At 53.0% G+C, this 20,882-nt stretch carries 27 protein-coding genes and 2 tRNA genes; 6 read left to right on the top strand and 23 right to left on the bottom strand.

Going from position 1 to position 20,882, the window contains the following annotated elements; genetic code table 11:
• The first annotated feature begins 114 nt into the window (after positions 1 to 114).
• Complete coding sequence (gene mgrA / locus AC2FNE_RS11140) at positions 115 to 1,182, top strand: L-glyceraldehyde 3-phosphate reductase (protein ID WP_170477280.1); 1,068 nt, start codon at positions 115 to 117, stop codon at positions 1,180 to 1,182.
• A 273-nt stretch (positions 1,183 to 1,455) separates the two neighbouring features.
• Positions 1,456 to 1,941, top strand: coding sequence for a RidA family protein (locus AC2FNE_RS11135; RefSeq protein WP_170603551.1), 486 nt, complete (start codon positions 1,456 to 1,458; stop codon positions 1,939 to 1,941).
• 631 nt (positions 1,942 to 2,572) lie between these two features.
• On the opposite strand, the gene AC2FNE_RS11130 is transcribed toward AC2FNE_RS11135, so the two are convergent.
• From AC2FNE_RS11130 to AC2FNE_RS11110, 5 genes are all read right to left on the bottom strand, one after another.
• Positions 2,573 to 3,037 carry a hypothetical protein gene (locus AC2FNE_RS11130; RefSeq protein ID WP_170477274.1) on the bottom strand — a complete coding sequence of 155 codons (465 nt, stop codon included), beginning with the start codon at positions 3,035 to 3,037 and terminating at the stop codon, positions 2,573 to 2,575.
• A gap of 170 nt (positions 3,038 to 3,207) precedes the next feature.
• On the bottom strand, positions 3,208 to 3,879 hold the full coding sequence (locus AC2FNE_RS11125) for a DUF8692 domain-containing protein (protein ID WP_170603547.1): 672 nt from the start codon (positions 3,877 to 3,879) through the stop codon (positions 3,208 to 3,210).
• A gap of 199 nt (positions 3,880 to 4,078) precedes the next feature.
• The gene (locus tag AC2FNE_RS11120; protein WP_170477268.1) at positions 4,079 to 4,840 is read right to left on the bottom strand and encodes an ABC transporter permease; all 762 of its coding nucleotides are present in this window, start codon (positions 4,838 to 4,840) and stop codon (positions 4,079 to 4,081) included.
• Positions 4,837 to 5,637, bottom strand: a complete 801-nt coding sequence (locus AC2FNE_RS11115; protein ID WP_170603543.1) for an ABC transporter ATP-binding protein — start codon at positions 5,635 to 5,637, stop codon at positions 4,837 to 4,839. Before AC2FNE_RS11115 ends, AC2FNE_RS11120 begins: the two co-directional genes overlap by 4 nt.
• Positions 5,638 to 5,682: 45 nt before the next feature.
• Positions 5,683 to 6,684 (bottom strand): ABC transporter substrate-binding protein, encoded by a 1,002-nt coding sequence (locus tag AC2FNE_RS11110; protein WP_170603717.1) that lies wholly within the window; start codon positions 6,682 to 6,684, stop codon positions 5,683 to 5,685.
• 404 nt (positions 6,685 to 7,088) lie between these two features.
• Here AC2FNE_RS11110 and AC2FNE_RS11105 point away from each other — a divergent pair, with 404 nt between their 5' ends.
• A complete protein-coding gene (locus tag AC2FNE_RS11105) occupies positions 7,089 to 7,442 on the top strand; it encodes a carboxymuconolactone decarboxylase family protein (RefSeq protein WP_254442550.1) in 354 nt (117 codons plus the stop codon).
• Between the two features lie 268 nt (positions 7,443 to 7,710).
• Here AC2FNE_RS11105 and AC2FNE_RS11100 read toward each other — a convergent pair whose 3' ends face one another.
• The 17 genes from AC2FNE_RS11100 to AC2FNE_RS11020 form a co-directional block, all read right to left on the bottom strand.
• A complete protein-coding gene (locus tag AC2FNE_RS11100) occupies positions 7,711 to 8,604 on the bottom strand; it encodes an SDR family oxidoreductase (protein WP_496805393.1) in 894 nt (297 codons plus the stop codon).
• Positions 8,585 to 8,998, bottom strand: a complete 414-nt coding sequence (locus tag AC2FNE_RS11095; protein WP_496805383.1) for a hypothetical protein — start codon at positions 8,996 to 8,998, stop codon at positions 8,585 to 8,587. Before AC2FNE_RS11095 ends, AC2FNE_RS11100 begins: the two co-directional genes overlap by 20 nt.
• 7 nt (positions 8,999 to 9,005) lie before the next feature.
• Positions 9,006 to 10,205, bottom strand: a complete 1,200-nt coding sequence (locus tag AC2FNE_RS11090) for a tyrosine-type recombinase/integrase (protein WP_496805382.1) — start codon at positions 10,203 to 10,205, stop codon at positions 9,006 to 9,008.
• Between the two features lie 165 nt (positions 10,206 to 10,370).
• Positions 10,371 to 10,445, bottom strand: a tRNA-Phe gene (locus AC2FNE_RS11085).
• Positions 10,446 to 10,524: 79 nt separating this feature from the next.
• The gene (locus AC2FNE_RS11080; RefSeq protein ID WP_170603530.1) at positions 10,525 to 10,707 is read right to left on the bottom strand and encodes a DNA gyrase inhibitor YacG; all 183 of its coding nucleotides are present in this window, start codon (positions 10,705 to 10,707) and stop codon (positions 10,525 to 10,527) included.
• Entirely contained in the window at positions 10,704 to 11,726 is a 1,023-nt protein-coding gene (locus AC2FNE_RS11075) for a ribonuclease E/G (protein WP_496805381.1), read from the bottom strand. Before AC2FNE_RS11075 ends, AC2FNE_RS11080 begins: the two co-directional genes overlap by 4 nt.
• On the bottom strand, positions 11,723 to 12,301 hold the full coding sequence (locus AC2FNE_RS11070; protein ID WP_170603526.1) for a Maf family protein: 579 nt from the start codon (positions 12,299 to 12,301) through the stop codon (positions 11,723 to 11,725). The genes AC2FNE_RS11075 and AC2FNE_RS11070 overlap by 4 nt, the downstream gene beginning before the upstream one ends.
• A gap of 11 nt (positions 12,302 to 12,312) precedes the next feature.
• Complete coding sequence (gene infA, locus AC2FNE_RS11065; protein ID WP_005978431.1) at positions 12,313 to 12,531, bottom strand: translation initiation factor IF-1; 219 nt, start codon at positions 12,529 to 12,531, stop codon at positions 12,313 to 12,315.
• 91 nt (positions 12,532 to 12,622) lie between these two features.
• Entirely contained in the window at positions 12,623 to 13,498 is an 876-nt protein-coding gene (locus AC2FNE_RS11060) for a carbon-nitrogen hydrolase family protein (protein ID WP_170603524.1), read from the bottom strand.
• Entirely contained in the window at positions 13,498 to 14,091 is a 594-nt protein-coding gene (locus tag AC2FNE_RS11055) for a GNAT family N-acetyltransferase (protein WP_496805380.1), read from the bottom strand. The genes AC2FNE_RS11060 and AC2FNE_RS11055 overlap by 1 nt, the downstream gene beginning before the upstream one ends.
• A complete protein-coding gene (locus tag AC2FNE_RS11050) occupies positions 14,084 to 14,482 on the bottom strand; it encodes a ketosteroid isomerase-related protein (protein ID WP_170477234.1) in 399 nt (132 codons plus the stop codon). Before AC2FNE_RS11050 ends, AC2FNE_RS11055 begins: the two co-directional genes overlap by 8 nt.
• Complete coding sequence (locus tag AC2FNE_RS11045; protein ID WP_170477231.1) at positions 14,479 to 14,937, bottom strand: arsenate-mycothiol transferase ArsC; 459 nt, start codon at positions 14,935 to 14,937, stop codon at positions 14,479 to 14,481. The genes AC2FNE_RS11050 and AC2FNE_RS11045 overlap by 4 nt, the downstream gene beginning before the upstream one ends.
• A 3-nt stretch (positions 14,938 to 14,940) precedes the next feature.
• Positions 14,941 to 15,420, bottom strand: a complete 480-nt coding sequence (locus AC2FNE_RS11040) for a UPF0262 family protein (protein WP_170477228.1) — start codon at positions 15,418 to 15,420, stop codon at positions 14,941 to 14,943.
• A gap of 75 nt (positions 15,421 to 15,495) precedes the next feature.
• The gene (gene hisD, locus AC2FNE_RS11035; protein ID WP_170603518.1) at positions 15,496 to 16,797 is read right to left on the bottom strand and encodes a histidinol dehydrogenase; all 1,302 of its coding nucleotides are present in this window, start codon (positions 16,795 to 16,797) and stop codon (positions 15,496 to 15,498) included.
• Positions 16,798 to 16,909: 112 nt separating this feature from the next.
• Positions 16,910 to 17,386 carry a DUF2948 family protein gene (locus AC2FNE_RS11030; protein ID WP_170477223.1) on the bottom strand — a complete coding sequence of 159 codons (477 nt, stop codon included), beginning with the start codon at positions 17,384 to 17,386 and terminating at the stop codon, positions 16,910 to 16,912.
• Complete coding sequence (murA, locus tag AC2FNE_RS11025) at positions 17,383 to 18,651, bottom strand: UDP-N-acetylglucosamine 1-carboxyvinyltransferase (protein WP_170603516.1); 1,269 nt, start codon at positions 18,649 to 18,651, stop codon at positions 17,383 to 17,385. Before murA ends, AC2FNE_RS11030 begins: the two co-directional genes overlap by 4 nt.
• A gap of 6 nt (positions 18,652 to 18,657) precedes the next feature.
• A complete protein-coding gene (locus AC2FNE_RS11020) occupies positions 18,658 to 18,813 on the bottom strand; it encodes a hypothetical protein (protein WP_170603514.1) in 156 nt (51 codons plus the stop codon).
• Positions 18,814 to 19,043: 230 nt separating this feature from the next.
• On the opposite strand from AC2FNE_RS11020, the gene AC2FNE_RS11015 reads away from it, so the two are divergent.
• Both AC2FNE_RS11015 and AC2FNE_RS11010 read left to right on the top strand, forming a co-directional pair.
• Positions 19,044 to 19,118, top strand: a tRNA-Thr gene (locus tag AC2FNE_RS11015).
• A gap of 313 nt (positions 19,119 to 19,431) precedes the next feature.
• The gene (locus tag AC2FNE_RS11010; RefSeq protein ID WP_496805379.1) at positions 19,432 to 19,965 is read left to right on the top strand and encodes a UPF0149 family protein; all 534 of its coding nucleotides are present in this window, start codon (positions 19,432 to 19,434) and stop codon (positions 19,963 to 19,965) included.
• Positions 19,966 to 19,974: 9 nt separating this feature from the next.
• Here the strand turns inward: AC2FNE_RS11010 and AC2FNE_RS11005 are convergent, their stop codons facing one another.
• A complete protein-coding gene (locus AC2FNE_RS11005; RefSeq protein WP_496805378.1) occupies positions 19,975 to 20,325 on the bottom strand; it encodes a heavy-metal-associated domain-containing protein in 351 nt (116 codons plus the stop codon).
• A 127-nt stretch (positions 20,326 to 20,452) separates the two neighbouring features.
• Here AC2FNE_RS11005 and AC2FNE_RS11000 point away from each other — a divergent pair, with 127 nt between their 5' ends.
• Complete coding sequence (locus AC2FNE_RS11000) at positions 20,453 to 20,872, top strand: VOC family protein (protein WP_496805377.1); 420 nt, start codon at positions 20,453 to 20,455, stop codon at positions 20,870 to 20,872.
• Positions 20,873 to 20,882: the final 10 nt, after the last annotated feature.

The raw sequence follows: 20,882 nt of genomic DNA, 5'->3' as shown, positions 1-20,882 counted from the left end.
GAACCTTTAATTCCAACATTGCGGTTGAAGCATAGCTTGTGAGGCAGATCGTCGGATCGAGCGACGATCGGACTGACTATTTGACACGCTGCGGCAATCCCGGATTATAGGTGAATGTCGAAAGTACAGCGCCCTCCGAAACCTCAACCTCGCCCCTACCTTCCAAGCTCCGAACGCTATGACCAAATGGTCTATCGCCGTTGTGGACAATCTGGCCTCAGATTACCCGCGGTCAGCCTCGGGCTTTGGCACAACTTCGGTGGAGACACGCCGCATGAGTTAAAGCGCGATTTGTGCCGGACTGCATTTGATCTTGGGATCACACATTTTGATTTGGCCAACAACTATGGCCCACCGCCGGGATCCGCCGAAGAAGCTTTTGGTGAAATCCTGAAGACCGACTTCGCAGGCTATCGAGACGAACTTATTGTGTCCACAAAGGCGGGATATGAAATGTGGCCGGGCCCTTACGGCGAGTGGGGCTCGCGAAAGTATCTTGTGGCGTCGTGTGACCAATCGCTCAAGCGTATGGGCCTCGATTATGCAGACATTTTTTATTCCCACCGATTTGACCCGGAAACCCCTTTAGAGGAAACCATGGGAGCCCTGGATTACATCGTGCGGTCAGGGCGGGCGCTTTATGTCGGTATCTCAAGTTACAATTCCGTTCGAACACGCGAAGCACTTGCAATTCTGGAAGAACTTGGAACGCCGTGCCTGATCCATCAACCATCTTACAACCTTCTCAATCGGTGGGTCGAGCATGACGGGCTTTTAGACACATTGAAGGAAAGGGGCGTGGGATCGATTGCATTTACGCCTTTGGCGCAGGGAATATTGACGTCGAAGTATTTAAAAAGCATTCCGGCTGGCAGCCGGGCCACACAGGGCAAATCCCTTTTGGACGGAATGATCAACGATCGATCTTTGGCGAGCGTTAAGGCACTAAACGAAATAGCACAAGCACGCGGACAATCTTTGGCTCAGATGGCGATTGCTTGGGTTCTTCGAGGTGGTCAGGTGACAAGTGCACTGATTGGAGCATCACGGCCCGAGCAAATCGCGGATTGCGTTGGCGCAGTCCACAATTTGGACTTCACCGAAGAAGAACTCTCCATGATTGACGAAGTCAGTTCGGAAGAGGAAATTAATCTATGGGCCCGATCCTCTGAAACTGAATAGATATTAACAAGTAGACACCGTGAAATCCCGTATTTGAGACGCAGCACCGCTTGAGATTTTGCTGCGGTTTCCAAGCTAACCCAAACTCGCTTGACCGTACTAAGCTCTGGCTGAGCGGTTACAATTCTTTTGTGAAGAAGTGATTCAAGGTTTAATTGGCCTGCATAGCCACAACGAACCTATTGGCCGAATAGCTGATCCGATTCAGGAAAAGATCGAAACGAAATTAGCGTGTAGGCTACCTTTGACTCGAATTTGAAGGGATGTGGAACAATGACTACACCGGAAGACAGATTAAGGGAAATCGGTCTCGAATTACCCGCGCCCACCAAGGTACCTGACGGGCTGCATCTCCCCTTCTCGTTCGTGAACATAAGGGCCGAGAGAGTACTTTTTTCTGGGCACCCCAAAAATGCGAAGGACGGAAGTATCGCCGGACCGTTCGGATTGCTGGGTAGCGATCTGTCGACAGAACAAGGGTACTTGGAGGCTCGGGAGGTCGCGCTCACGGTTCTGTCGAACATAAAGGCCGAGATCGGTGATCTTTCCCGAATTGTCGGTTGGTCCCGCGTGTTCGGGATGGTGGCCTCTGCACCCGGCTATACCGAGCAACATCTCGTCGTGAACGGATTTAGCGACTTGGTCGTCGATGTATTCGGTTCAACCGTAGGTCGGCATGCGCGATCCGCCATCGGGGTTCTTTCGCTGCCTCTTGGTTTTGCGATGGAGATTGAGGGCGAGGTATTGATCTCTCCCTGACTTTCGCCGGTCAAAATGACAGCCCGTATCTCCAACCGCTCATGAAGAGGCTAGCGAAGTTGTCCGGATTGGGGTTGAAAAATAGACTTCCGTTGCCAACAACGAACTTGCAAGCGATTGTTTCGTAACACTTACAAGTCTTCTTTTAGGAACTCGTGGGGCGGCACGCTGAACCGACAACCCCCACTTAAGCCAGTTTAAAAGCTAGTACCTTCTCAAATCTGAAGCGTGCCGCCCACATCGTCAGAACGACATTGTGGCAAAAATGTGTCCACAGTACACTTAGAAACATACTGTTCGCCATGTGGAAACCAGCGGCAGTTTTGAGGATACTCTTCTTGGGTGTGACGAAGCTTTTCGACCGCCTCGCTGCAAGCAGATGGCTAATTCCAGCTTGGGCGAAAGTTATCTGCACCTAAGCTGACAATCCGCGAAGTTTGAACGAAATCAGGGTTTGTTCAGCCAAAGGGGTCTTCGTCACGAACTTATCAAATGAACCGCACTATCCGTATTGCAATATCCGGAGAACGCTTCCGTAGAATACAAAATTGCCAAGCTAACCTTTGCCGGCAAGCAACTGAACCGCCAAGGTCGCGATCGTTCGGGCGAACTTGGCGGAACCGTCGGTACATTAGTCGATAGTAATGTCACCTGTGATCGTATTCGCAAACTTTCCGGTGTCCGGATCCGTCAGGGAAGAGAATGTACCGCCGCCACTGGCGCTGGTCCACTTTCCCGAACCACCGGAAACCGACCAATTACCCGTCAAAGCCCCGTCGGCCCCCAAGCCTGTTGCTTCCCAGGCCATGACCGCTTTTTCACCGGATGCGGTGTCGAAGACGCAGTTGCCCCCACCGGAAACTTCAGTCCCCATAATTTCGACTGCACCGAAGCAAGGGCCGCTGGCTCCCTCAAGTGGATGTCCGGGCTCTACCTCGAACATTTCGTAACTTCCACTGGTGCGCATTACCATGTGTCCATCGGCGATAGGCATCGGTTCGTTTGAGCTGGTGCCTATTCCGACCGCGCCGCTGCTGAACGTTTCGGCATAAGCTGGACTGATCGACACAATTGCCGCAATGACGAGAAAACGCATAACAAATACCTCCCTAAACGGTCCGCCTTAAGCCAATGAAGTGAGGCGGATAGGACAGTTTAGCACAAGCAAGGCTTAATCCCTAAAAACGACCACTCACCTAAAGTCCGGGCGCGATCGGAAGTCCCAATTAGTCTGCATAGCGATCGCTTGTTAGAGCGAAATAATCATTATTGGGTCAGCCGTTGTTCGTCACCCAGCATATTCAGATCAGTCAATGACTCTGATCTGATCTTGGTCGCCTCAAAAAGAAGAAAAGTAGCAATAATTAGCTCTAGCCCATCCTCCAACGTCGCCAGAGCAGGCTCGATGAATGGATGCGCAGTGTTACTGGCGTTTTCAAATACCGCATGCAAGAAATCGAGCCCCACTCCGACCGCGCCAAGCGCTATTACGAAACAGGTAAATTGAAAGATCGCTTTGCGAAGTTCCCCTGACGCACGACGGAACGCCAACCAAAGGGAGCCGAAGACAGGAATAGCGATACATACTGCCGCAAATAATTCACCGACGTCATCGGCCTCGACGCCAGCGAATTGAGGAAACACGTTCAGCCCAGCAACAATGTCGCCAATAGCCTCATGAATCTCCAGAGCATCATCCAGAAACAGAAGGCTGATGGCCAGCGCGACCCATCTGGCTGGCCCCTTCGTCCGCCAAAGTACAAAGCTTGCCAGACCCAGCTTTAAGATCATCCAAAGACCGGCAAAGCTTGCTTCATCGGTGAGGTCGGCCATCGATGGGATACCGGTCCGATATCCTGCAAGCACAGCAGCGGCGAAAAACACGTGAGTACCAATAAGCACGCCATCAGCGATTAACGAGCGATACAGTGTGGTCATAATCAAGACAACCTCGATGGCTGCGTTGACCTAACTTACCACAGTGTCATAAAATTTTCACCTAAATGTTACAATCGCCTTCAAAGCCAAATTATGCGAAATGCATAAAGAGATGGTTAGACTTCGCCTAACGGAACACCGAACGCAGTAATTTACACACACGAATATGCACTAATGATCTAGTTGCCTTCGTTTTCACTCACGTTGGCTGCCGCTCGGCCCAACCTGCAAAGATTTTCTCAAGCGCTACAACTACGTAATAAAGAACGATGCCCATAAAAGCGAGAGCTATGAGAACGGCAAACATCAAAGGATAATCTGAATTCGTTTTACCGCTGTCGAAGAGGGCTCCAAGACCACGTCCGTGCGGCGACACTATCTCCATAAGATTCGTGCCGATGAACGCCAGCGTTACCGCCACTTTGAGCGCTCCAAAGAACTCTGGCAAAGTCTTTGGAAGCGCAATCTTCCAAAAGACCGTTGCCTGACTAGCCCCAAGAGAGCGCAAGATATCGCGATACTCGGGCTCCAGCGTGGACAAGCCTATCGAAACCGAGACGGCGATCGGGAAGAACGAGATCATGAAGGCGATCAGAATTGTGTTGAAGTCATGTGCGCCCACGAAAAGAAGCGCCACAATTGGCACTACCGTCGCCTTGGGAATGGCATTAAAGCCGACCAGGAGTGGATAGAGCGCGTCGCGCATAGTTCGTGAAAAGCCCATAACCATGCCAACAAAAATACCGAAAGCAACAGCGATCAAAAGCCCGACAACTGTACGCCAAAGCGTCTGCCAACCCATGACAAGGAAAAGTTCCCAATACCGCGAATAAGCAGCTGGCAGATCCGAGGGAGCCGCCATGATGTAGTTTGGCCACCCATTGACCCAGACCAAAAGCTCCCAAAGCGCCAGAAAGACGACCATTGCAATTACCGGGACGGCGATTTTGCGGAGTGTCATGCCCCGACCTCTTCAGAGGGTGCACGACCCTGTGCGATCTCGATCTGATGCCGTAGGATATTGAGCCTGTCAGCAGCTTCAGGCGTGTACAAATCATCAAGCTCAGGTGGGCCATTGCGTGGGATGTTCATTACGTATTGTGTCTTTGCAGGACGGCCTGAAAGCACCACAACTTGATCAGCAAGAAAGATCGACTCGCGCAGGTCATGGGTAATCAGGACGCCAGTAAAGGGTTCTTCCGCTTTGAGTGAATGCATCGTCTGCCAGAGATCTTCGCGCGTAAAAGCGTCCAAAGCGCCAAAGGGCTCATCCAAAATCAGAACTTCGGGCTTGTGGATTAGAGAGCGGCAGAGCGAGGCCCGCTGGCGCATGCCTCCCGAAAGCTCCGACGGACGTTTGTCTTCGAAGCCCTTCAACCCAACAAGGTCGAGAAGGTGCAATGCCCTTTGTTCCTGCTCGGTTTTCGACATTTTTGTGGGGACGATTTCAAGGGGTAACATAACGTTTTTCAGGATCGTCCGCCATTCCAGAAGCACTGGGTTTTGAAATGCCATACCCACGGTGGAACGGGGGGACTGCACGCGCTCTCCGTGGAGCCAAACTTCGCCTCTGTCCGGTTTCATGAGGCCGGCAATCAGGCGGGTGAGGGTAGACTTCCCACAGCCGGAGGGCCCGACTACGGCGACGAAGCCGCCCTCGGGTACAGACACGTTCAGGCCATCTAGGACCGGAAGCGGACCCGCGTCCGTCGCATAGGCGTGATGAACGTCTTTAATGTGGATAAGTGGTTTTGTCATGAGAATTGATTGCGCGGTCCGCTGAGCGGACCGCGCCCGTAAAACTTACTTCAAAGCAAATCCACCTTCAGGGAGATAGGCGTCAGTGAAGTATAGCGATGCATCAGGTGTGTTCTGAAACTCATAAGTCTCGCCCAGCTGTTCGATTGCCTTCTTCATGCGGGCGGCGTCGATTCCGCCCATCCCGTTTGCTTTAACGTAATCGGTCGCAACGTTCTGTTCGATCGCCATCTGAAGACGCTCTTGCTCTAACCCCTTATCGGCCGCAGGGTTCCGCTGCACCAGTGAATCAATGCCTGCGGCCGGGTCGTCGATAACGTCTTGCCAGCCGGCTGCTACCGCGCGCAGGAAGCCACGAACCTGTTCGCTGTTCTCGGCAGCCCAGTCGGTGTTCACCAAGATAGCGTTGCCATAAAGCTCAAGCCCATGGTCAGCCATCAGGATATTCGAGATATCGTCATCGGCAACACCCAGACGTTTCAGGTTCACGACCGACGAGAAAGAGAAGCCTGTAATTGCGTCGACATTTCCTTCGGCAAGCATTGGCTCTCGGGTTGGAAAGCCGACGGGTTCCACCGTCACGGAAGAGGGATCAATGCCTGTTTCCTGGGCAAACACGGGAAACTGCGCCCACGCGCCATCTGGTGGAGGAGCTCCAAGAACCCTGCCTTCAAGGTCCTTCGGTTCCGAGACGCCCAGACTTTTTCGTCCAACGATTGCGAATGGCGGCTTGTCATAGATCATCATTACAGCGGTCACAGGCGCACCGGGGTTTTGATCCAAAAACTTGATGACCGAGTTTATGTCACCAAAACCCATCGGGAAGGCACCAGTGGCGATTTTTGGGATTGTCTGAACAGAACCCGAGCCCGCCTCAATGTTAACCGAAAGGTTTTCTTCAGCGAAGTGACCGTTGTCTATAGCTGCGAAATAAGCGGCCGAGGGTCCCTCGAATTTCCAGTCCAAGGCGAAAGGTACTTCTGTCTGGGCATTTACGACGGTTGCAGCAAAAAGACCGCTCGCGATGACAATAGCGCGGTGAAACATAGGGCAGCATCCTCCTGTTGGTGGTGTTTGGATTAAACGAACACCTTCTCGCATCGAAGGCTCAAATACACTAGTACGCACGCGCTTACCATGGCTTAGGCATCGAGCATTGTTCCAGAAATGGGCAAGAAGACATTGGATTGCCTGCCGTTTGAGCGGCAGAGAGTAAGCTTCACCTTCTGACCTAGGCATCAGAGCGCAGAGTAAAGTGTCAGTCGACATTACCAACAATGTATTCGTGGCTCTTTATGGTCCAATTAAGTGAAACGCCGCGCATGGTGAATACCAACGATCAGGACTTCAACTACTTTGGCAACGATTAAGGGCCTGTTTTTGATCCAACTCAATCCTGTCAGATTTCGGCGGTGATAAATCCAGTCCGTGAAATGAGAAAGGATTTTAAGTTGGCCACGACATCATACCCAGAACTGACGAATGCGATTTCAACGCAAGTCGGTCAATTGCGAAAGAACATTCCCAACACAATGAAGGGCTTTTCTGCGATGGCGCAGGGTGCAACATCTGATGGCTCCCTGGATGAAAAAACCAAGGAACTTGTTGCAATGGGGATCGCAATTGCTTTGCGTTGCGACGGGTGCATCGGTTTTCACACTAAAAGCCTCATCCGTCTTGGTGCCTCTCGCCAAGAATTTGAAGAACTTCTGGGCGTCGCAATCTATATGGGAGGCGGTCCATCCCTTATGTATGCGGCTCAGGCGCTGGACGCTTGGGAACAGTTTGGAGACCTGAGGAAATAGACAGATCGTTCGTTAGTCAGCGCCAAAGTGCCAGGTTTTGGGACTTCAAATGCGTCCGGTCGGTTTACCCAATAAGCGCAATGGGTAGTCGGTTTGTTGGATGCGCGACCCTTAGGTTAAATCAAAATCATGCGCGTTTGCAGCGCGTTAGATGATATTCTCCTGAAAGTCGCTGTGAAGGAATCGAACCGAAACCCGAAATTTCTGAATCTTTCTTCAAAGTTCGCTTTGGCAAAACTGGGAGGATAGCACCTTGTCCGCAATTCCGCTAGAAAGGCCAGTCAAACCCCGTTGCCTTTTCAGACACGTCCCACAGCTTCGTCATGACAACCTTGTCATAGGCGTAAGGTTCCAGAGTGCCCTTACCCACCGGGCCGACAAATTCCATGCGGCCCGTGGGACCGTAAAGAGCGCGCTCTTCCAAACCGTCTTCGGTCGCGCACATAACTTCCGGATAGGCACCTTTTTCGGCGGTTTGAACCATTGGCGACTTGGTCATCAGCCACCAAATAACCCGCGTTAAAAACCCACCGCTGGTGCTGATCAATGATGTCGCGGAAGATCCTGGATGACAAACATAGACCTCCACAGACTTGTTCGCGGCCTTAAGACGATCTTGCAGTTCATAGGCGAACATCATTTGCGCTAACTTGCTTTGGCTGTAGGCGGGATTAGCGCTGTAGTTCTGGTTCCAGTTCAAGTCGTCAAACTTTATTGTCCGCAGACCCATCTTATATCCAAGGCTTGCGACGACCACGATCCTGCCCCGAGATTCTTCTATACGCTCGAACAGCATGCCGCACAGTACAAAATGGCCGTAGTGGTTGGTTCCAAGCTGGCTTTCGAACCCGTCTTTGGTGAACTGCTGTTTCGGCACCTGAGCAATGGCCGCATTGCAGATTAACGCATCGACTCGGGGAACGGTCTTCAGCACTTCCTTTGCCGCTTCGCGTACGCTTGCCAAGTCTGCAAGGTCCATTCGGATAAAGCGCACATCGGCCTCTTCGCCGAACTCCTGTTTAAGCTCCTTAATAGCGGCGGTCGATTTCTCTTCGTTGCGATTCAGCATCACGACCTTCGCGCCTTTGGACAGCAGAATTCGCGAAGCCTGGAAACCCGTACCAGCATTGGAGCCGGTGATGCTAAAGGTCTCGCCACTTATGCGGAAGTTTTCCGTTTACTTCTTCTGAACGTTTAAACCTTGCGATCGTTTCTTCGAGTTGCTGTCTGAGTTCATAGTCGGCAGTCCTGTACTCAAAACCCAGCTTGTTCAAACCGTCAATCAAGTCAAAATATCTAAGGGCGGCCACAGCATCTGCAACGAACTTTTTCTCATCCAGCCCCAAGGTCTGTCTGAATTGCCACTGCAGAGAAACTGCGATGGTTTCGTTTAGGGTCTGGCGCGCCTGTCCCAGGACATTCGGGTCAAAGGAAGCGGGGGAAACTTCTTTTGACGACCGGCGACGGTTCCGGACGACTTGACAGGTCTGTTCCAGAATGCGTTCGAAGGCCTCAACCGTAATCCAGTTATTGGCCGAAATCAGATAAGCGATCATGACCAGATTAACCCTCTGCTGCTTCAGTCCGAAGCTGATCAAGTCTGTCAGCCCACCAGTCTGCCATTCTCACCCGCTCCTCCCAGTGTTCACCCCGAACATAGGCGCGTCGTACGTCGTTGCCCTCAACATGGGCCAGAGCGCGTTCAACCGCGTCTGCAGCCCACAGACCGCTTTCGTTTGCGAAGGTGCTGAACGTTGCTCTGAACCCGTGTGCAGTTATCTGATCGGACGAGTACCCCATCCGTCGGAGTGCAGCGTTCAGAGTGTTTTCCGACATGGGTTTCTTCCAGGAGCGCGCGGAGGGAAACAAAAAATCACTTGTTCCCGTATGCCGGTGCAACTCATTCAGCTGATCCAGCGCCTGCTGCGGCAGGGGCACCCGATGGGGGCGACGCATTTTCATTCGTTCCGCCGGGACACGCCAAGTCGCCTCCTGACAGTCAAATTCATCCCATGTCGCCAGTCTGAGCTCTCCGGGGCGCGGGGCCAGAAGGGCAAGGAGATGCAGCGCATGTTTTGTCGCAAGCTGACCCGAGAAAGCATCTATCCGGTTCAGAAGCAGGCCAAGTTCTTTCGGATCAAGTATCGCTGATCTGGAACGCACCTGCGGACGGATAAGCGCGCCCTTAAGGGCCTCTGTAGGATCCTTTTGCGCCCGTCCGGTCGCAATTGCATAGCGGAACACTGAGCCGATCGTGCTCCTTAGCCGGCTGGTTGTTTCATAGGTTCCTTTGCTCTCAACCTGCCGAAGCATGCGCAGAATATCCGGGGTCTCTATCTGCGCAACGGGGCGTTCTGAAAGCATCGGCTCTGTCTGACTGACGAGCCAGTTAAGCTTCTTCAGAGTGGCAGGCGCCCGCCCCTCTTTTTCCAGCTTTGATACATACTCCCGGGCCACAACGCCAAAGGTCACTGCGCGTTCCCGTTCGGCCTCAATCTTTGCCAGTTTCCGCTCCTCTCCCGGGTCTTTGTCTTCCAGCAAAAGCAACTTCGCGGCGTCGCGTTTTTCGCGTGCAAGTTTGAGGCTGACGAGAGGGTAAGGACCTAGAGAAAGGAGCTTTTCTCTACCCCCAAACCGGTACTTGAGCCGCCAGAGCCTAGACCCGCCGGGGTTGATCAGCAGGTGCAGACCGCCTCCATCGAATATTTTGCAAGGTTTTTCGCGGCTTGCGGTGTTTCGGATGGCTGTATCGGTCAACGGCATGGGAACAGGAATCGAATTAATGTGGTTTTGAAAGTACCCCCGGAAATACCCCCAGATCGTCTGGCTGCCCCCGGAATCACCTGAACGACGCTGGACTCAGAATGCAGCAAAATCATGGCGTTACCGAAAATATCGGACAGTGCTGGATGCTGCTGAAAGTATAAATGGTGCCCGGGGGCGGAATCGAACCACCGACACGAGGATTTTCAGTCCACTGCTCTACCCCTGAGCTACCCGGGCACCGGAACGGCTTCCGCCGTTGGGTGGAGGCGTTCTATGACTTGGCACTGGCAGTGTCCAGAGGCTTTTTCACATTTTTTCAATGTGGCTTGGGTACCCCAGGCACGTTGACCTCAACGTCTGCTTCCATGTCCTCTTCGCGCTGCGAAGGAACAGCGTAGGACCCGTTTAGCCATTTTGCCAAATCTATGTCCGCACAGCGTTTTGAACAAAATGGGCGGAACTTTTTCAATGTGTCCTCTCCACAGATCGGGCAACTCATTTCAGCGTCTCCGAAACTGGTACGCGACCACGTTTTCGCTGCAATTCAAAATGACCAAGAGGTGTCCACCCGGCAAGGATCGTTTCCTCGGGATCGGATTTAAACGCCTTGCGCAATGCGGCCTCAAAGCCTCGGCGATCCTTTTTTGGCATAGGTGCAAGATCCAAAGTAACCTGACCACCCAAACCCCGAACTCGCAGTGCGCGAGGCAAGGTTTTGGCGCATGCAAAATTAGCTTTCGTGCCTGCGGCCAGCGAAGTGTCACGGCCTGTGTTCACGTCAATCGCGACCAAAGCCCGTGTGGGTTGGATAAAGAGCGAACCGCCGCCCGGCAATGGTTCAGAAACGCCCAAAGCAGCGTCCAAGGCGTCCAGAACCCCATGTGCTTCGAAACCTCCAGGTCGCGTCACGACTTCGGCCGGATCAGTCCAATCGCGCCAAGCCAATATATGTGGGTCGTCGCCATCGCTGAGTGTTTCACATTCACTTCCGATGTCAGACATGACTTGCTCAGCCTGCGCGCGCATGGCTGAAATGTCTTCCGCAATCTCTTCTGGATCAGATGTCAGGCAGCAAGAACGAAGGATCAAACCGTAGGGGCTGTCCGCCATCTGAGTATGTGCGATTTCCAACAATTGGTTGCGAAGCTCTTCATCTTGAATGCGGCGCGAGATGTTCAAACCTGGCGCATCTGGCGTCACTATCGCATATCGGCTTTTGAACAAAAGGCGGTTGGTAACCGGGATTGCCTTTCCTGGCTCTGCATACCCCGTGACCTGCACGAGGATGTGGGCGCCCGGTGCCAGTCCTTTGACCTGACGCAGAAAAACTGAACCGTCAGGTGTCGTCAGGAACATGCCGCCCTGCCCTTTCACAGGTCGGTCTGCCCGCGCACGATAGATTGTACCGACGGGCGGAGCGTCCGCAGCGATCAGAAAGTCCTCCAGAACGCCATCCACCATCAAAGCGGCGGCTTTGCGTCCTTGAATCTCGTCCAGAACGATTGTGCGACCCTTCATGGCGCCTCTCGGTACAACGGATATCCAACACCTTGCAACAACGCAGCGGTTTCAGCCAGAGGCAGCCCAACGATGCCGGTGAAAGATCCGGAAATCCATGGAATGAATGCCCCAGCTGGCCCCTGAATCGCATAGGCACCTGCCTTGCCCTTCCAGTCGCCAGTCGCGAGATAGGCATTAATCTCAATATCCGAAAGGCGTTTGACTTTAACTTGGCTGATCACGTCCCTTTGCAAAACCTTATCGCCGCGTCGCACAGCAACTGAGGTGATCACCCTGTGCCGACGCCCAGACAAAGAATGCAGAAATTCCGCGGCATTCCCGGCATCCTCTGGCTTTCCCAAAATGCGGCGACCCAAAGCAACAGTAGTGTCCGCGCAAAGGGTTATGTCATCATGGTCTGCGGGGACCGCAGTGACTTTGGCCCGAGTAATTCGGTGGCAATAGGGAACAGGTAATTCCCCTTTCATTGGCGTTTCATCAATGTCGGGCGCAACGATGATATCGGGTATTACACCAAGCTGAGACAGCAGGTCCAGCCGCCGTGGGCTGCCCGATCCAAGAATGAACGCCATTGAAAACTGCGTTACTTAAAGCGGTAGTTGATCCGACCCTTAGTCAGATCATATGGGGTCATCTCGACCTGTACTTTGTCGCCAGCCAGAACGCGGATGCGGTTTTTACGCATCTTACCTGCTGTATGTGCGATAATCTCATGGCCGTTTTCCAGCTCGACCCGAAACGTCGCATTAGGCAGGAGTTCCTTCACGACACCGGGAAATTCGAGCGTATCTTCCTTGGCCATGTTATCTCCATCATTACGTTGCACCCGCAGAATCTGCGGAGGTGTGCGCCTAAATGAGCGTATTTGGGCGCTAATTCAAGGGCGGAATCACTTAAAGAGCACAGATTGTGACCGAATCGACTCGGGGCTGCTGTTCGATCCAATGTGCCCTGTTCAGCACTCTTCCATCCGCTCGGACGGTGGAAATGGCAGTCAGATCAACCTCGGCATATGTCCAGCCGGGTTGGTTCATTGTGCCCTCTGCCAAGACACCGTTTGAAGGGAACCCAACGTCAGGCGGCCCAAACACGCCGCCCATCCCTGTATTCACATCGACCGACTCCGACCACGCATATTCGCCGACCAAAGAAGACATCACCGAAACACATTGGTTTTCCAACGCGCGGGACATCGCCCCTATGCGAACGCGCCAATATCCGGAAAGAGCTTCGGTACAGGACGGTACAAGGATCAGATCCGCGTCCTGCAGGGCACGTCCCAGCAAAGGGAACTCGCTGTCGTAACAGATCAGAATGCCGATTTTACCCAATGCAGTATCGAACAGCTTAAGTGGCCCGCCCGCTGCAATGTTCCACGTTTCACGTTCGAAACGGGTCATGATCTGCTTGTCTTGGTGCTCGTGAACACCGTCAGGTGCGTAGAGAATGGCCCTGTTGACCGGGCGGCCCGAACCATCCAAGACCGGAGCGGAACTGCCCAGAATATAAACGTTTTGCTCCTGGGCGAGGCGTCTGTGCAGTTCGATGGTTTCTTCGACCCGGTCTGACACAGCATGGATGGAGCGTTCCAAGTCGCGGGCAACGTCAATCCCTTCCAACGTGGACAACTCCATTGCACCATATTCGGGAAACACCAACAGCTGTGCGCCGTGTTCGACGGCGTCGTCGACCCAGTGCGCCAGCTTATCTTCGTACTGCGCCCAGCTTTCAAGCCAGTCAAGCGGATATGCGGCGGTGGCGACTATCATCACAGTTCCCGTAACCAGAATTGGAGTGGCTTTGCGGTCTCGTTCTTATTGCCAATATCCTTCCACGAAAACTGAGCGACAACCCCCTGGATTGGTTGATATCCTCTCGCACGCCAAAATGAATCCAACGGTCGGTAATTCTTAGGGCGCATTGGGTGCTCCTCAGGCCGTTGAACGCTGCAAAACGCCGATTTGGAGAATCCCAGATGGCGGGCATGTGCTTCGCGTAGATCAAAGAATTTGTGACCGACTCTCTTGCCACGATAATCCTTCAACAACACAGATTCCGCGCAGTAGAAAATCTCGCTCAAATCAAACGCTGTTCCTTCGAATGCGGCTGAAAAATCCTCTGAATGGTCGACCAGCGGGGACCCTGTTGACGCACCAACCAAATTTTCTCCATCAAACGCACCAACAATAATGGCTTCTTTGCTATCGCGATAAGATTGCAAATATTTTCGTTCATATTCCAAGTCGCCGTCATAAAGGTATGGCCAGTCGCGAAAAACCTCGATCCGCAACCGCGCGACTTCGACCAATGCATCCTTCAATGCATAACCGGTCAATGGCCGAACTTCGATCACTTCAGCCATTGGAAACCTGCCTGATCCAATCAGACAAGTTGTAATAGGTCGTTACGCGGGTAATCTTTCCCTTGCTGAGGTCAAAAAAAGATCCTGCGGGCAAGCGATAGGGCTGGCCATTTGCCGCGGGCAACCCATCATCTGTTTCCAGATATTTGCCGTTAACAACGAACTCTGCGGCTCCGCGTGAACCGCCTGCGGCCTCGAAAATCACAATATCAGTCAGGTTTTCGCTGTAACAGCGGTTCATATGAGCGCAGAACGCTGCAAATTTTTCTTTTCCGACACGTATCTCACCTTCGTTGACATGGTGTGCGATATCTTCCGTAAGGCAATCCAACATGCCTTCGACATCACCGGCATTGAAGGCTTCAAAGTAGGTTTTGATAGTCGCGCTCATTGTAGCTCCGTCGGGTCGCCCCATTTTTCCTTTAGGTGATGGATGATCTGATCCCGGGTCTGACGATAGTGATGCAGTTTTTGTTCGCGTGTGTCACCCATTCCAGTAGGGTCCATGATTGGCCAGTACTCTACGTCCAAATGAAAAATCCGGGTTAATTCCAATGCTTTTCGTTGGCTCGCTGGTGAAAGTGCGACGATCAGGTCAAAAGAGCTCAGATCGTCGCCCCAATCTTGCATCTCATCAAATGAACGGGACCTGTGGCGGGACAACTCAACATCGATTTCCTGACAGGCCGCGATGCAGAAACCGTCGATCTCCATGTCGTTGTAGACACCGGCGGATTGAACATACGTCCCGGTGCCATAAAACTTTTTCATGATACCCTCAGCCATGGGAGAACGAACCGCGTTGTGGTCACAACAAAACAGGACCGACTGCGGCAAGGGTTTCACGTGTCAGCCCCCAAAATGCAATACGCAGATTAGCGTGAACAACCGGCGCGCAGTGTCGGTATCGACCTCTGCCTTTCCTTCAAGTCGTTCCTGCAAAACACGGCTACCTTCATTGTGGATGCCACGGCGCGCCATGTCGATCGTTTCGATCTGGCTGGGCGGCAGTGATTTGACCGCGTCAAAATAGCTTTCGCAGATTTGGAAATAGTCTTTGACAACCTGCCTGAACGGGCCAAGCGACAAATGAAACTCAGCCGCCTTTTCCTCCTGTTCGGTGGAAATATCGAAAACCAGCCGCTTATCCCGTATTGACAACTGAACATGATATGGACCTTGGGGCACGGCCCGATCATCCCGTGCTGGCAAAGAGAATGAGTTTTCTTCTAGCAGATCGTAGATCGCTACCTTGCGCTCTTGCTCGATCTCCGGCGTCGGAGGCGGAAGGTTTCTGTCGTCCAGTTCGATTTGTGAAATGCGGGTCATTTTCAGGTTGGTCCAGTCAGTTCGGATCAGAAGTATATCAACCGTTCCGGCGGGGCAATGGACTGCCGCGACGTCTTAGCCGTTCAGTCGATCTAACCTTGCTTGCACCGACAAACCGTGCGCCTCGAGACTTTCGGATCGGGCCAATTGAGCGGCTGCAGGGCCGATGGCGCGTAACGCCTCGGGCGTCATCTGGCTGAGCGTCGTGCGCTTGAGAAAGTCCATCACGCTAAGACCTGAGGAAAACCGGGCCGATCGAGCCGTTGGCAAAACGTGGTTCGGGCCGCCAACATAGTCTCCGATCGCTTCCGGCGTGTATTGACCCAGAAAAATAGCCCCTGCGTGAATAGTCTTGGCGCTTAGCTTATTTGGATTTGAAACACACAGTTCTAAGTGTTCCGGCGCGATGCGGTTCGAAAGGTTGGCGGCCTCATCCAGATCACGCGCTACTATCACGGCGCCAAAGTCACGCCAGCTGGCACCGGCGATTGTGCGGCGCTCCAGCGTTTCCAATCGCCTCTCAACAGCTTGGGCAACGGCCCTTGCGAAATCCGCATTATCGGTAATTAAGATGGACTGGGCGCTCTCATCGTGCTCCGCTTGGCTCAGTAGGTCCAACGCTATCCAATCTGGATCATTGTCTTTATCGGCTATGACAAGAATCTCGGAAGGCCCGGCAATCATGTCGATTCCAACCTTGCCGAAAACCCGCCGTTTCGCAGCGGCAACAAAAGCATTTCCCGGGCCTGTAATCTTATCCACTGGAGCAACGGTTTCAGTCCCATAGGCCAACGCTGCGATAGCCTGAGCGCCGCCAATTCGATAAATCGTGTCCACCCCAGCCAGCTTTGCCGCAAGCAAAACCATCGGATTGACCTGCCCATCTGGCGTTGGAACGGTTATAGCCAACTTCTGAACGCCAGCCACTTTCGCTGGGATCGCGTTCATCAAGACCGAAGACGGGTACGAAGCCAGACCGCCCGGCACATACAAGCCGGCAGCAGATACAGCAGACCACCGCCAGCCAAGCGTCGCACCATTAGAGTCAGTCCATTGTTGGTCTTCCGGCATCTGCTTCGAGTGATAATCCCGAATTCGCTCGGCAGCCATTTCAAGTGCGTTGTAATCATCGTCTGATACAAGATTTGTAGCAGAGCTGATCTCATCTGCACTGAATGCCAGGGTCTCTGGCGTCAACTCTAGCCGGTCAAACTTGGCAGTGAATTCGATCACCGCTTGGTCACCCCGATTACGCACATCTTCAATGATCTGCGCAACAACTGCATCAACGTCGGGGCTGTCTTCGCGTTTAGCAGTCAGCAGCGCCTGAAACGAAGCTTCAAACTCAGGTGAACCGGTGTCGAGAAAGGCAGGCATGGCATATACTCTCAAGCGTTTAGTCGGGTCTTAAAGCCCGAATTGGCCACCCTCAACCCTCGGTTGGGCAAGTGCTGCAATTTGCCTTCCGAAGATAATGAAAATGCGAGATCTATTCCGGATGGCGCGGCACATGGCCAGAGGGAGCCTGATAAGGGCGGGTTACGTCCTTCAGTGTGGCATCCACCGCTTCGACACGCAGTTTTATCGCTCCGTCGCCCGCCAATGTCAGTAGTATTTGACCAGCTCCATCTTCACCCGGCTCGAAATCGATCGACAACAAGGACAGGATCATATCCTTGTCGTTTCTATCGATACCCTGACTGGCGACTGAAAGGACTGAGGCGAACATCAATACCGATTGAACACGCTCGAAAGAACGGCCACGTTGGGCTGCGGCATCCTTATCTTCCCACCGGAAACGGTTCAGCAGCAGTGCAAATTGACGGTCTGCAGGCCGCCACTTCATCTCTGTTACTGGAAATACAGCATCCTGCGAAAGTGTCGAAATGACCTGCAAATCATCCGCGTCTTCCGCACCCAAATTCAGCGGGGCTTCGCGCCCGTCTTCAAAACTCGCATCGGTCATTGGCTCTTTATCCGTTCAATCTTTGCGCCCACGCCTTCCAGCTTTCCCACGACATGTTCGTATCCGCGGTCCAAATGATATACTCGGCTGACCGTCGTTTCACCTTCGGCTGCCAAACCAGCCAAAATCAAAGAGACCGAGGCCCGCAAGTCGGTCGCCATTACAGGTGCACCTTTTAGCTGATCGACGCCAGTGACCTTCGCCGTACCGCCGTGAACTTCGATCTGTGCGCCCATGCGAACAAGTTCCGGGGCATGCATGAAGCGGTTTTCGAAAATGCGTTCCTCTAAAACAGAAACTCCTTGGGCTGTGCACATAAGCGCCATCATTTGTGCCTGCAGGTCGGTCGGAAACCCCGGAAACGGTTCGGTAATGACATCTACCGATGTCACTGGCCCATTCTTGCGCGACACCTTTAGGCCTTTGGCGGTCTCCGAAATACTCACGCCAGCCTCTTCCAACTTGGACGCAAAAGATTCCACCAGCGATTTCCGCCCCCCTAGCAATTCGACCTCACCGCCGCAAATTGCGGGAACCAGCATATAGGTGCCGAGTTCGATCCGATCAGAAACAACCTGATGCGTGGCGCCATGCAAACGGTCGACGCCTTGAATCTCGATGGTTGATGTCCCTTCACCCGCAATCTGGGCTCCCATTTTGCGCAGACAATTGACTAAATCCACGATTTCAGGCTCGCGAGCTGCATTCTTCAGAACAGTCGTGCCCTTGGCCAGAGTTGCGGCCATGACAATGTTCTCAGTCGCTCCAACGGAAGCAAAACGCATCTCATGCACGGCTCCCTTAAGACCCCCCAAGGCCTTGGCGTGCAGATACCCGTCTTTCAACTCAATCTCAGCACCCAAAGCTTCCAACCCTTCGACATGCAAATCCATGGGCCGAGCACCAATCGCACATCCACCCGGCAAAGAAACCACAGCCTGCCCAAGGCGCGCCAGCATAGGGCCCAGAACAAGATTGGAAGCCCGCATTTTCCGCACGATGTCGTAGTCTGCCGTATGGCTTGTCAGATCATGGCTGGACATCGCCAAGACCTGTCCATCCTGCAATGACGAGACCTCTGCACCAAGCGACTGCAGTAGTTGCGTCATTGTTTTGATATCGCTCAACCTTGGCGCGTTTGTCAGTGTGAGTGGGTCTTCGCTCAGTAAGGTCGCAGGCATAAGGGTCAGGCAGGCATTTTTTGCACCCGCAATCGGTATCTGACCACTGAGCGGCCCATTGCCCGTAACCAATATCGAATCCATTTGCTCTTATTCCTCATTCTGATCCGGCTTAGCCTCTGCCGCCGCACGTGCCTTGGCCTGCGCCTTTCGCCGTGCAAGGTTGGCTTTCAGCGCTGCTTTCAGTCGGTCTTCGCGCGCACCGCCAGAATTGTCGTGTTTTTTTATTGAATTTTTGTCTGCCATTGTCTTTCTCTACAGGAGAGACAAAAAACCGTCCAGACACCCTTGCGCGACGTTTCTTTTGAGTCTAATCACCCGCCCACAGTGCTGCTGTAGCTCAGAGGTAGAGCACTCCCTTGGTAATGGGTGGGTCCATCCCAAAATTGGGTGCTCGAACATTGAGTTAGCAGTGTGGAGGAAAAATTAGTAGGGTATTAGTAGGGCATCTGCTCGCGAGCCCGAAAAAACGGTAGGCTGCTGTAGCTCAGGGGTAGAGCACTCCCTTGGTAAGGGAGAGGTCCGGAGTTCAAATCTCCGCAGCAGCACCATAAAAATCAATCGCTTATCGATAACCCCTTCTCCTTGAACCCATTTGAACTCCAATTGGAGAGGGTTTCACAATCAACGATCTGAAGCGGACGTTCATGCAATTCGCAGCAAGATCTTCTCCAAGCGGCGGTTTCAACTGATCGGCTCAGCACATGTATTGAAACGCTTGGCAGGTTTTGGTAGTTGATCCTCTTTCAAGGATTCTGAACGATAAACAGTTAAGAAGTGATAAGGGTCGGCATTGCCCGGAGCCTAGACATTTCAAAAAGTTTGGCCAATGTCTGCTCTCGTAATCTGCAAACGCCTACGTCCATGCCCGACCTCGAAAAACTTGACGCCTATCTTCTCTCCGACGAGGCCCATCCTGACAGCATGGGGCTTTCTGACCTAGACGGCTTCCTGACCGGCATCGCCTGCAGCCCGGAGGAAATGCCCGAGGATGAATGGCTCAATCATGCACTTGGCAGCGCGGAGGAGACGCCGGATGCAATCGTTGAGTTAGTCCGTGACTTGCTCGGCGACATCACAGAGCGACTGGTGCATAGCGGGCCGCTTGATCCTCTGTTTTGGGAGAAGCAAGACGGCACTGTCATTGCAATGGATTGGTGCGAGGGCTTCATGGATGCCGTGAAGATGCGTCCAGAACGCTGGGACGCCTTTGCGCAGACCGATTCCGGATCAAAGCTAATGTTACCCATTTTGGTTCACATGATTGACGACAATGGCAACTCGGAGTTCGGCATTCCTCCAGAGGAATTGGACGAAACGCTCGCCACAGCTGCTGATGCTATTCCGACGGTAGTACCGGCTATCTACAAGCACATTCGGATGGTGACGCGGAACTGAATCCCGAAGCTAACAGACCACCATAAGGGTGATGCTTAGGCAGCTCCAAACCGCGCATCGAGCATGGGCGAGCCAGAGACTAACGTCCACTTGAGCACAATACTGCAGGCGCATATCTTCGTCCCCCTCGATGCGGTCAAACCCGTAGCCTGTCTTCGCGACGGCTTTTTCAATTTCCGGCAGTCGCGCCTCAGGCACTTTGAGGATCATGACATGAGTGGCTGCCGATACCTTGACTGCGTCTGCCGCAATTCCAGCGGTTTGAGCCGCGCGTTCAATCTTGGCCGCATCCTTGGCGCAGTCCATGCCTGAGACACGGTAGCGAATAGGTAATACCTCAGAGAGTTCATTGTCAGACATGGCAGCTAAGTAGACCGGTCTAAGATGATAGCCAACCGATGATCCGCCGTTGGTTGCGGCGCAAAACAGGACATTTGGTGTCGCATCTGGTACTGTTCGTATCGAAAAATTTCAGAAGTGAGATTTCATGCCCAAAGTGCTTCTTCATCATGTCTCCTATCCCGTCAGGGATGTTGAGGAATCAGCTTCCTTCTACGAAAGTCTTTTCCTCCTAGAACGCCTGGAACGACCACCATTTTCGATACCCGGAGTTTGGTTGGCATGTCACGATCGCCAAATTCACCTAGTGCTGAACGATGCTGGAACCTATCGCACCAATTCGTCTCCTGACATTGCTGACGTTCACTTTGCATTCTGCACCGACGACTTCGAAGAAATGGTCGATCGCTTGGAGGAGGCTGGATTTAGGGAGGACTTGCCAGAGGGTGACAGAAAAAGACTACTTATTCTGCGTGAAGGCCTCGCCGGGTTCCCACAACTCTATCTGCTTGATCCCGACCTCAACACTATCGAAGTAAACGCAGCTCCAATGCCAGGAGAACACTGAAGCGAACTCG

It is taken from the genome of Ruegeria sp. YKSD179 (assembly GCF_059612885.1).
Note: the sequence above shows the minus strand (reverse complement) of the source record. Positions and strands in the feature narration are given on the sequence as shown.

Coding starts and splice junctions, on each gene's coding strand:
- AC2FNE_RS11010 (WP_496805379.1), top strand. CDS start 19,432: ATGCCCGACCTCGAAAAACTTGACGCCTATCTTCTCTCCGACGAGGCC.
- AC2FNE_RS11030 (WP_170477223.1), bottom strand. CDS start 17,386: ATGACCGATGCGAGTTTTGAAGACGGGCGCGAAGCCCCGCTGAATTTG.
- AC2FNE_RS11080 (WP_170603530.1), bottom strand. CDS start 10,707: ATGAGTTGCCCGATCTGTGGAGAGGACACATTGAAAAAGTTCCGCCCA.
- AC2FNE_RS11055 (WP_496805380.1), bottom strand. CDS start 14,091: ATGGCTGAAGTGATCGAAGTTCGGCCATTGACCGGTTATGCATTGAAG.
- AC2FNE_RS11075 (WP_496805381.1), bottom strand. CDS start 11,726: ATGAAGGGTCGCACAATCGTTCTGGACGAGATTCAAGGACGCAAAGCC.
- AC2FNE_RS11060 (WP_170603524.1), bottom strand. CDS start 13,498: ATGATAGTCGCCACCGCCGCATATCCGCTTGACTGGCTTGAAAGCTGG.
- AC2FNE_RS11125 (WP_170603547.1), bottom strand. CDS start 3,879: ATGACCACACTGTATCGCTCGTTAATCGCTGATGGCGTGCTTATTGGT.
- AC2FNE_RS11040 (WP_170477228.1), bottom strand. CDS start 15,420: ATGACCCGCATTTCACAAATCGAACTGGACGACAGAAACCTTCCGCCT.
- AC2FNE_RS11070 (WP_170603526.1), bottom strand. CDS start 12,301: ATGGCGTTCATTCTTGGATCGGGCAGCCCACGGCGGCTGGACCTGCTG.
- murA (WP_170603516.1), bottom strand. CDS start 18,651: ATGGATTCGATATTGGTTACGGGCAATGGGCCGCTCAGTGGTCAGATA.
- AC2FNE_RS11050 (WP_170477234.1), bottom strand. CDS start 14,482: ATGAGCGCGACTATCAAAACCTACTTTGAAGCCTTCAATGCCGGTGAT.
- mgrA (WP_170477280.1), top strand. CDS start 115: ATGTCGAAAGTACAGCGCCCTCCGAAACCTCAACCTCGCCCCTACCTT.
- AC2FNE_RS11000 (WP_496805377.1), top strand. CDS start 20,453: ATGCCCAAAGTGCTTCTTCATCATGTCTCCTATCCCGTCAGGGATGTT.
- AC2FNE_RS11135 (WP_170603551.1), top strand. CDS start 1,456: ATGACTACACCGGAAGACAGATTAAGGGAAATCGGTCTCGAATTACCC.
- AC2FNE_RS11110 (WP_170603717.1), bottom strand. CDS start 6,684: ATGTTTCACCGCGCTATTGTCATCGCGAGCGGTCTTTTTGCTGCAACC.
- AC2FNE_RS11090 (WP_496805382.1), bottom strand. CDS start 10,205: ATGCCGTTGACCGATACAGCCATCCGAAACACCGCAAGCCGCGAAAAA.
- AC2FNE_RS11020 (WP_170603514.1), bottom strand. CDS start 18,813: ATGGCAGACAAAAATTCAATAAAAAAACACGACAATTCTGGCGGTGCG.
- hisD (WP_170603518.1), bottom strand. CDS start 16,797: ATGCCTGCCTTTCTCGACACCGGTTCACCTGAGTTTGAAGCTTCGTTT.
- infA (WP_005978431.1), bottom strand. CDS start 12,531: ATGGCCAAGGAAGATACGCTCGAATTTCCCGGTGTCGTGAAGGAACTC.
- AC2FNE_RS11130 (WP_170477274.1), bottom strand. CDS start 3,037: ATGCGTTTTCTCGTCATTGCGGCAATTGTGTCGATCAGTCCAGCTTAT.
- AC2FNE_RS11120 (WP_170477268.1), bottom strand. CDS start 4,840: ATGACACTCCGCAAAATCGCCGTCCCGGTAATTGCAATGGTCGTCTTT.
- AC2FNE_RS11095 (WP_496805383.1), bottom strand. CDS start 8,998: ATGATCGCTTATCTGATTTCGGCCAATAACTGGATTACGGTTGAGGCC.
- AC2FNE_RS11005 (WP_496805378.1), bottom strand. CDS start 20,325: ATGTCTGACAATGAACTCTCTGAGGTATTACCTATTCGCTACCGTGTC.
- AC2FNE_RS11115 (WP_170603543.1), bottom strand. CDS start 5,637: ATGACAAAACCACTTATCCACATTAAAGACGTTCATCACGCCTATGCG.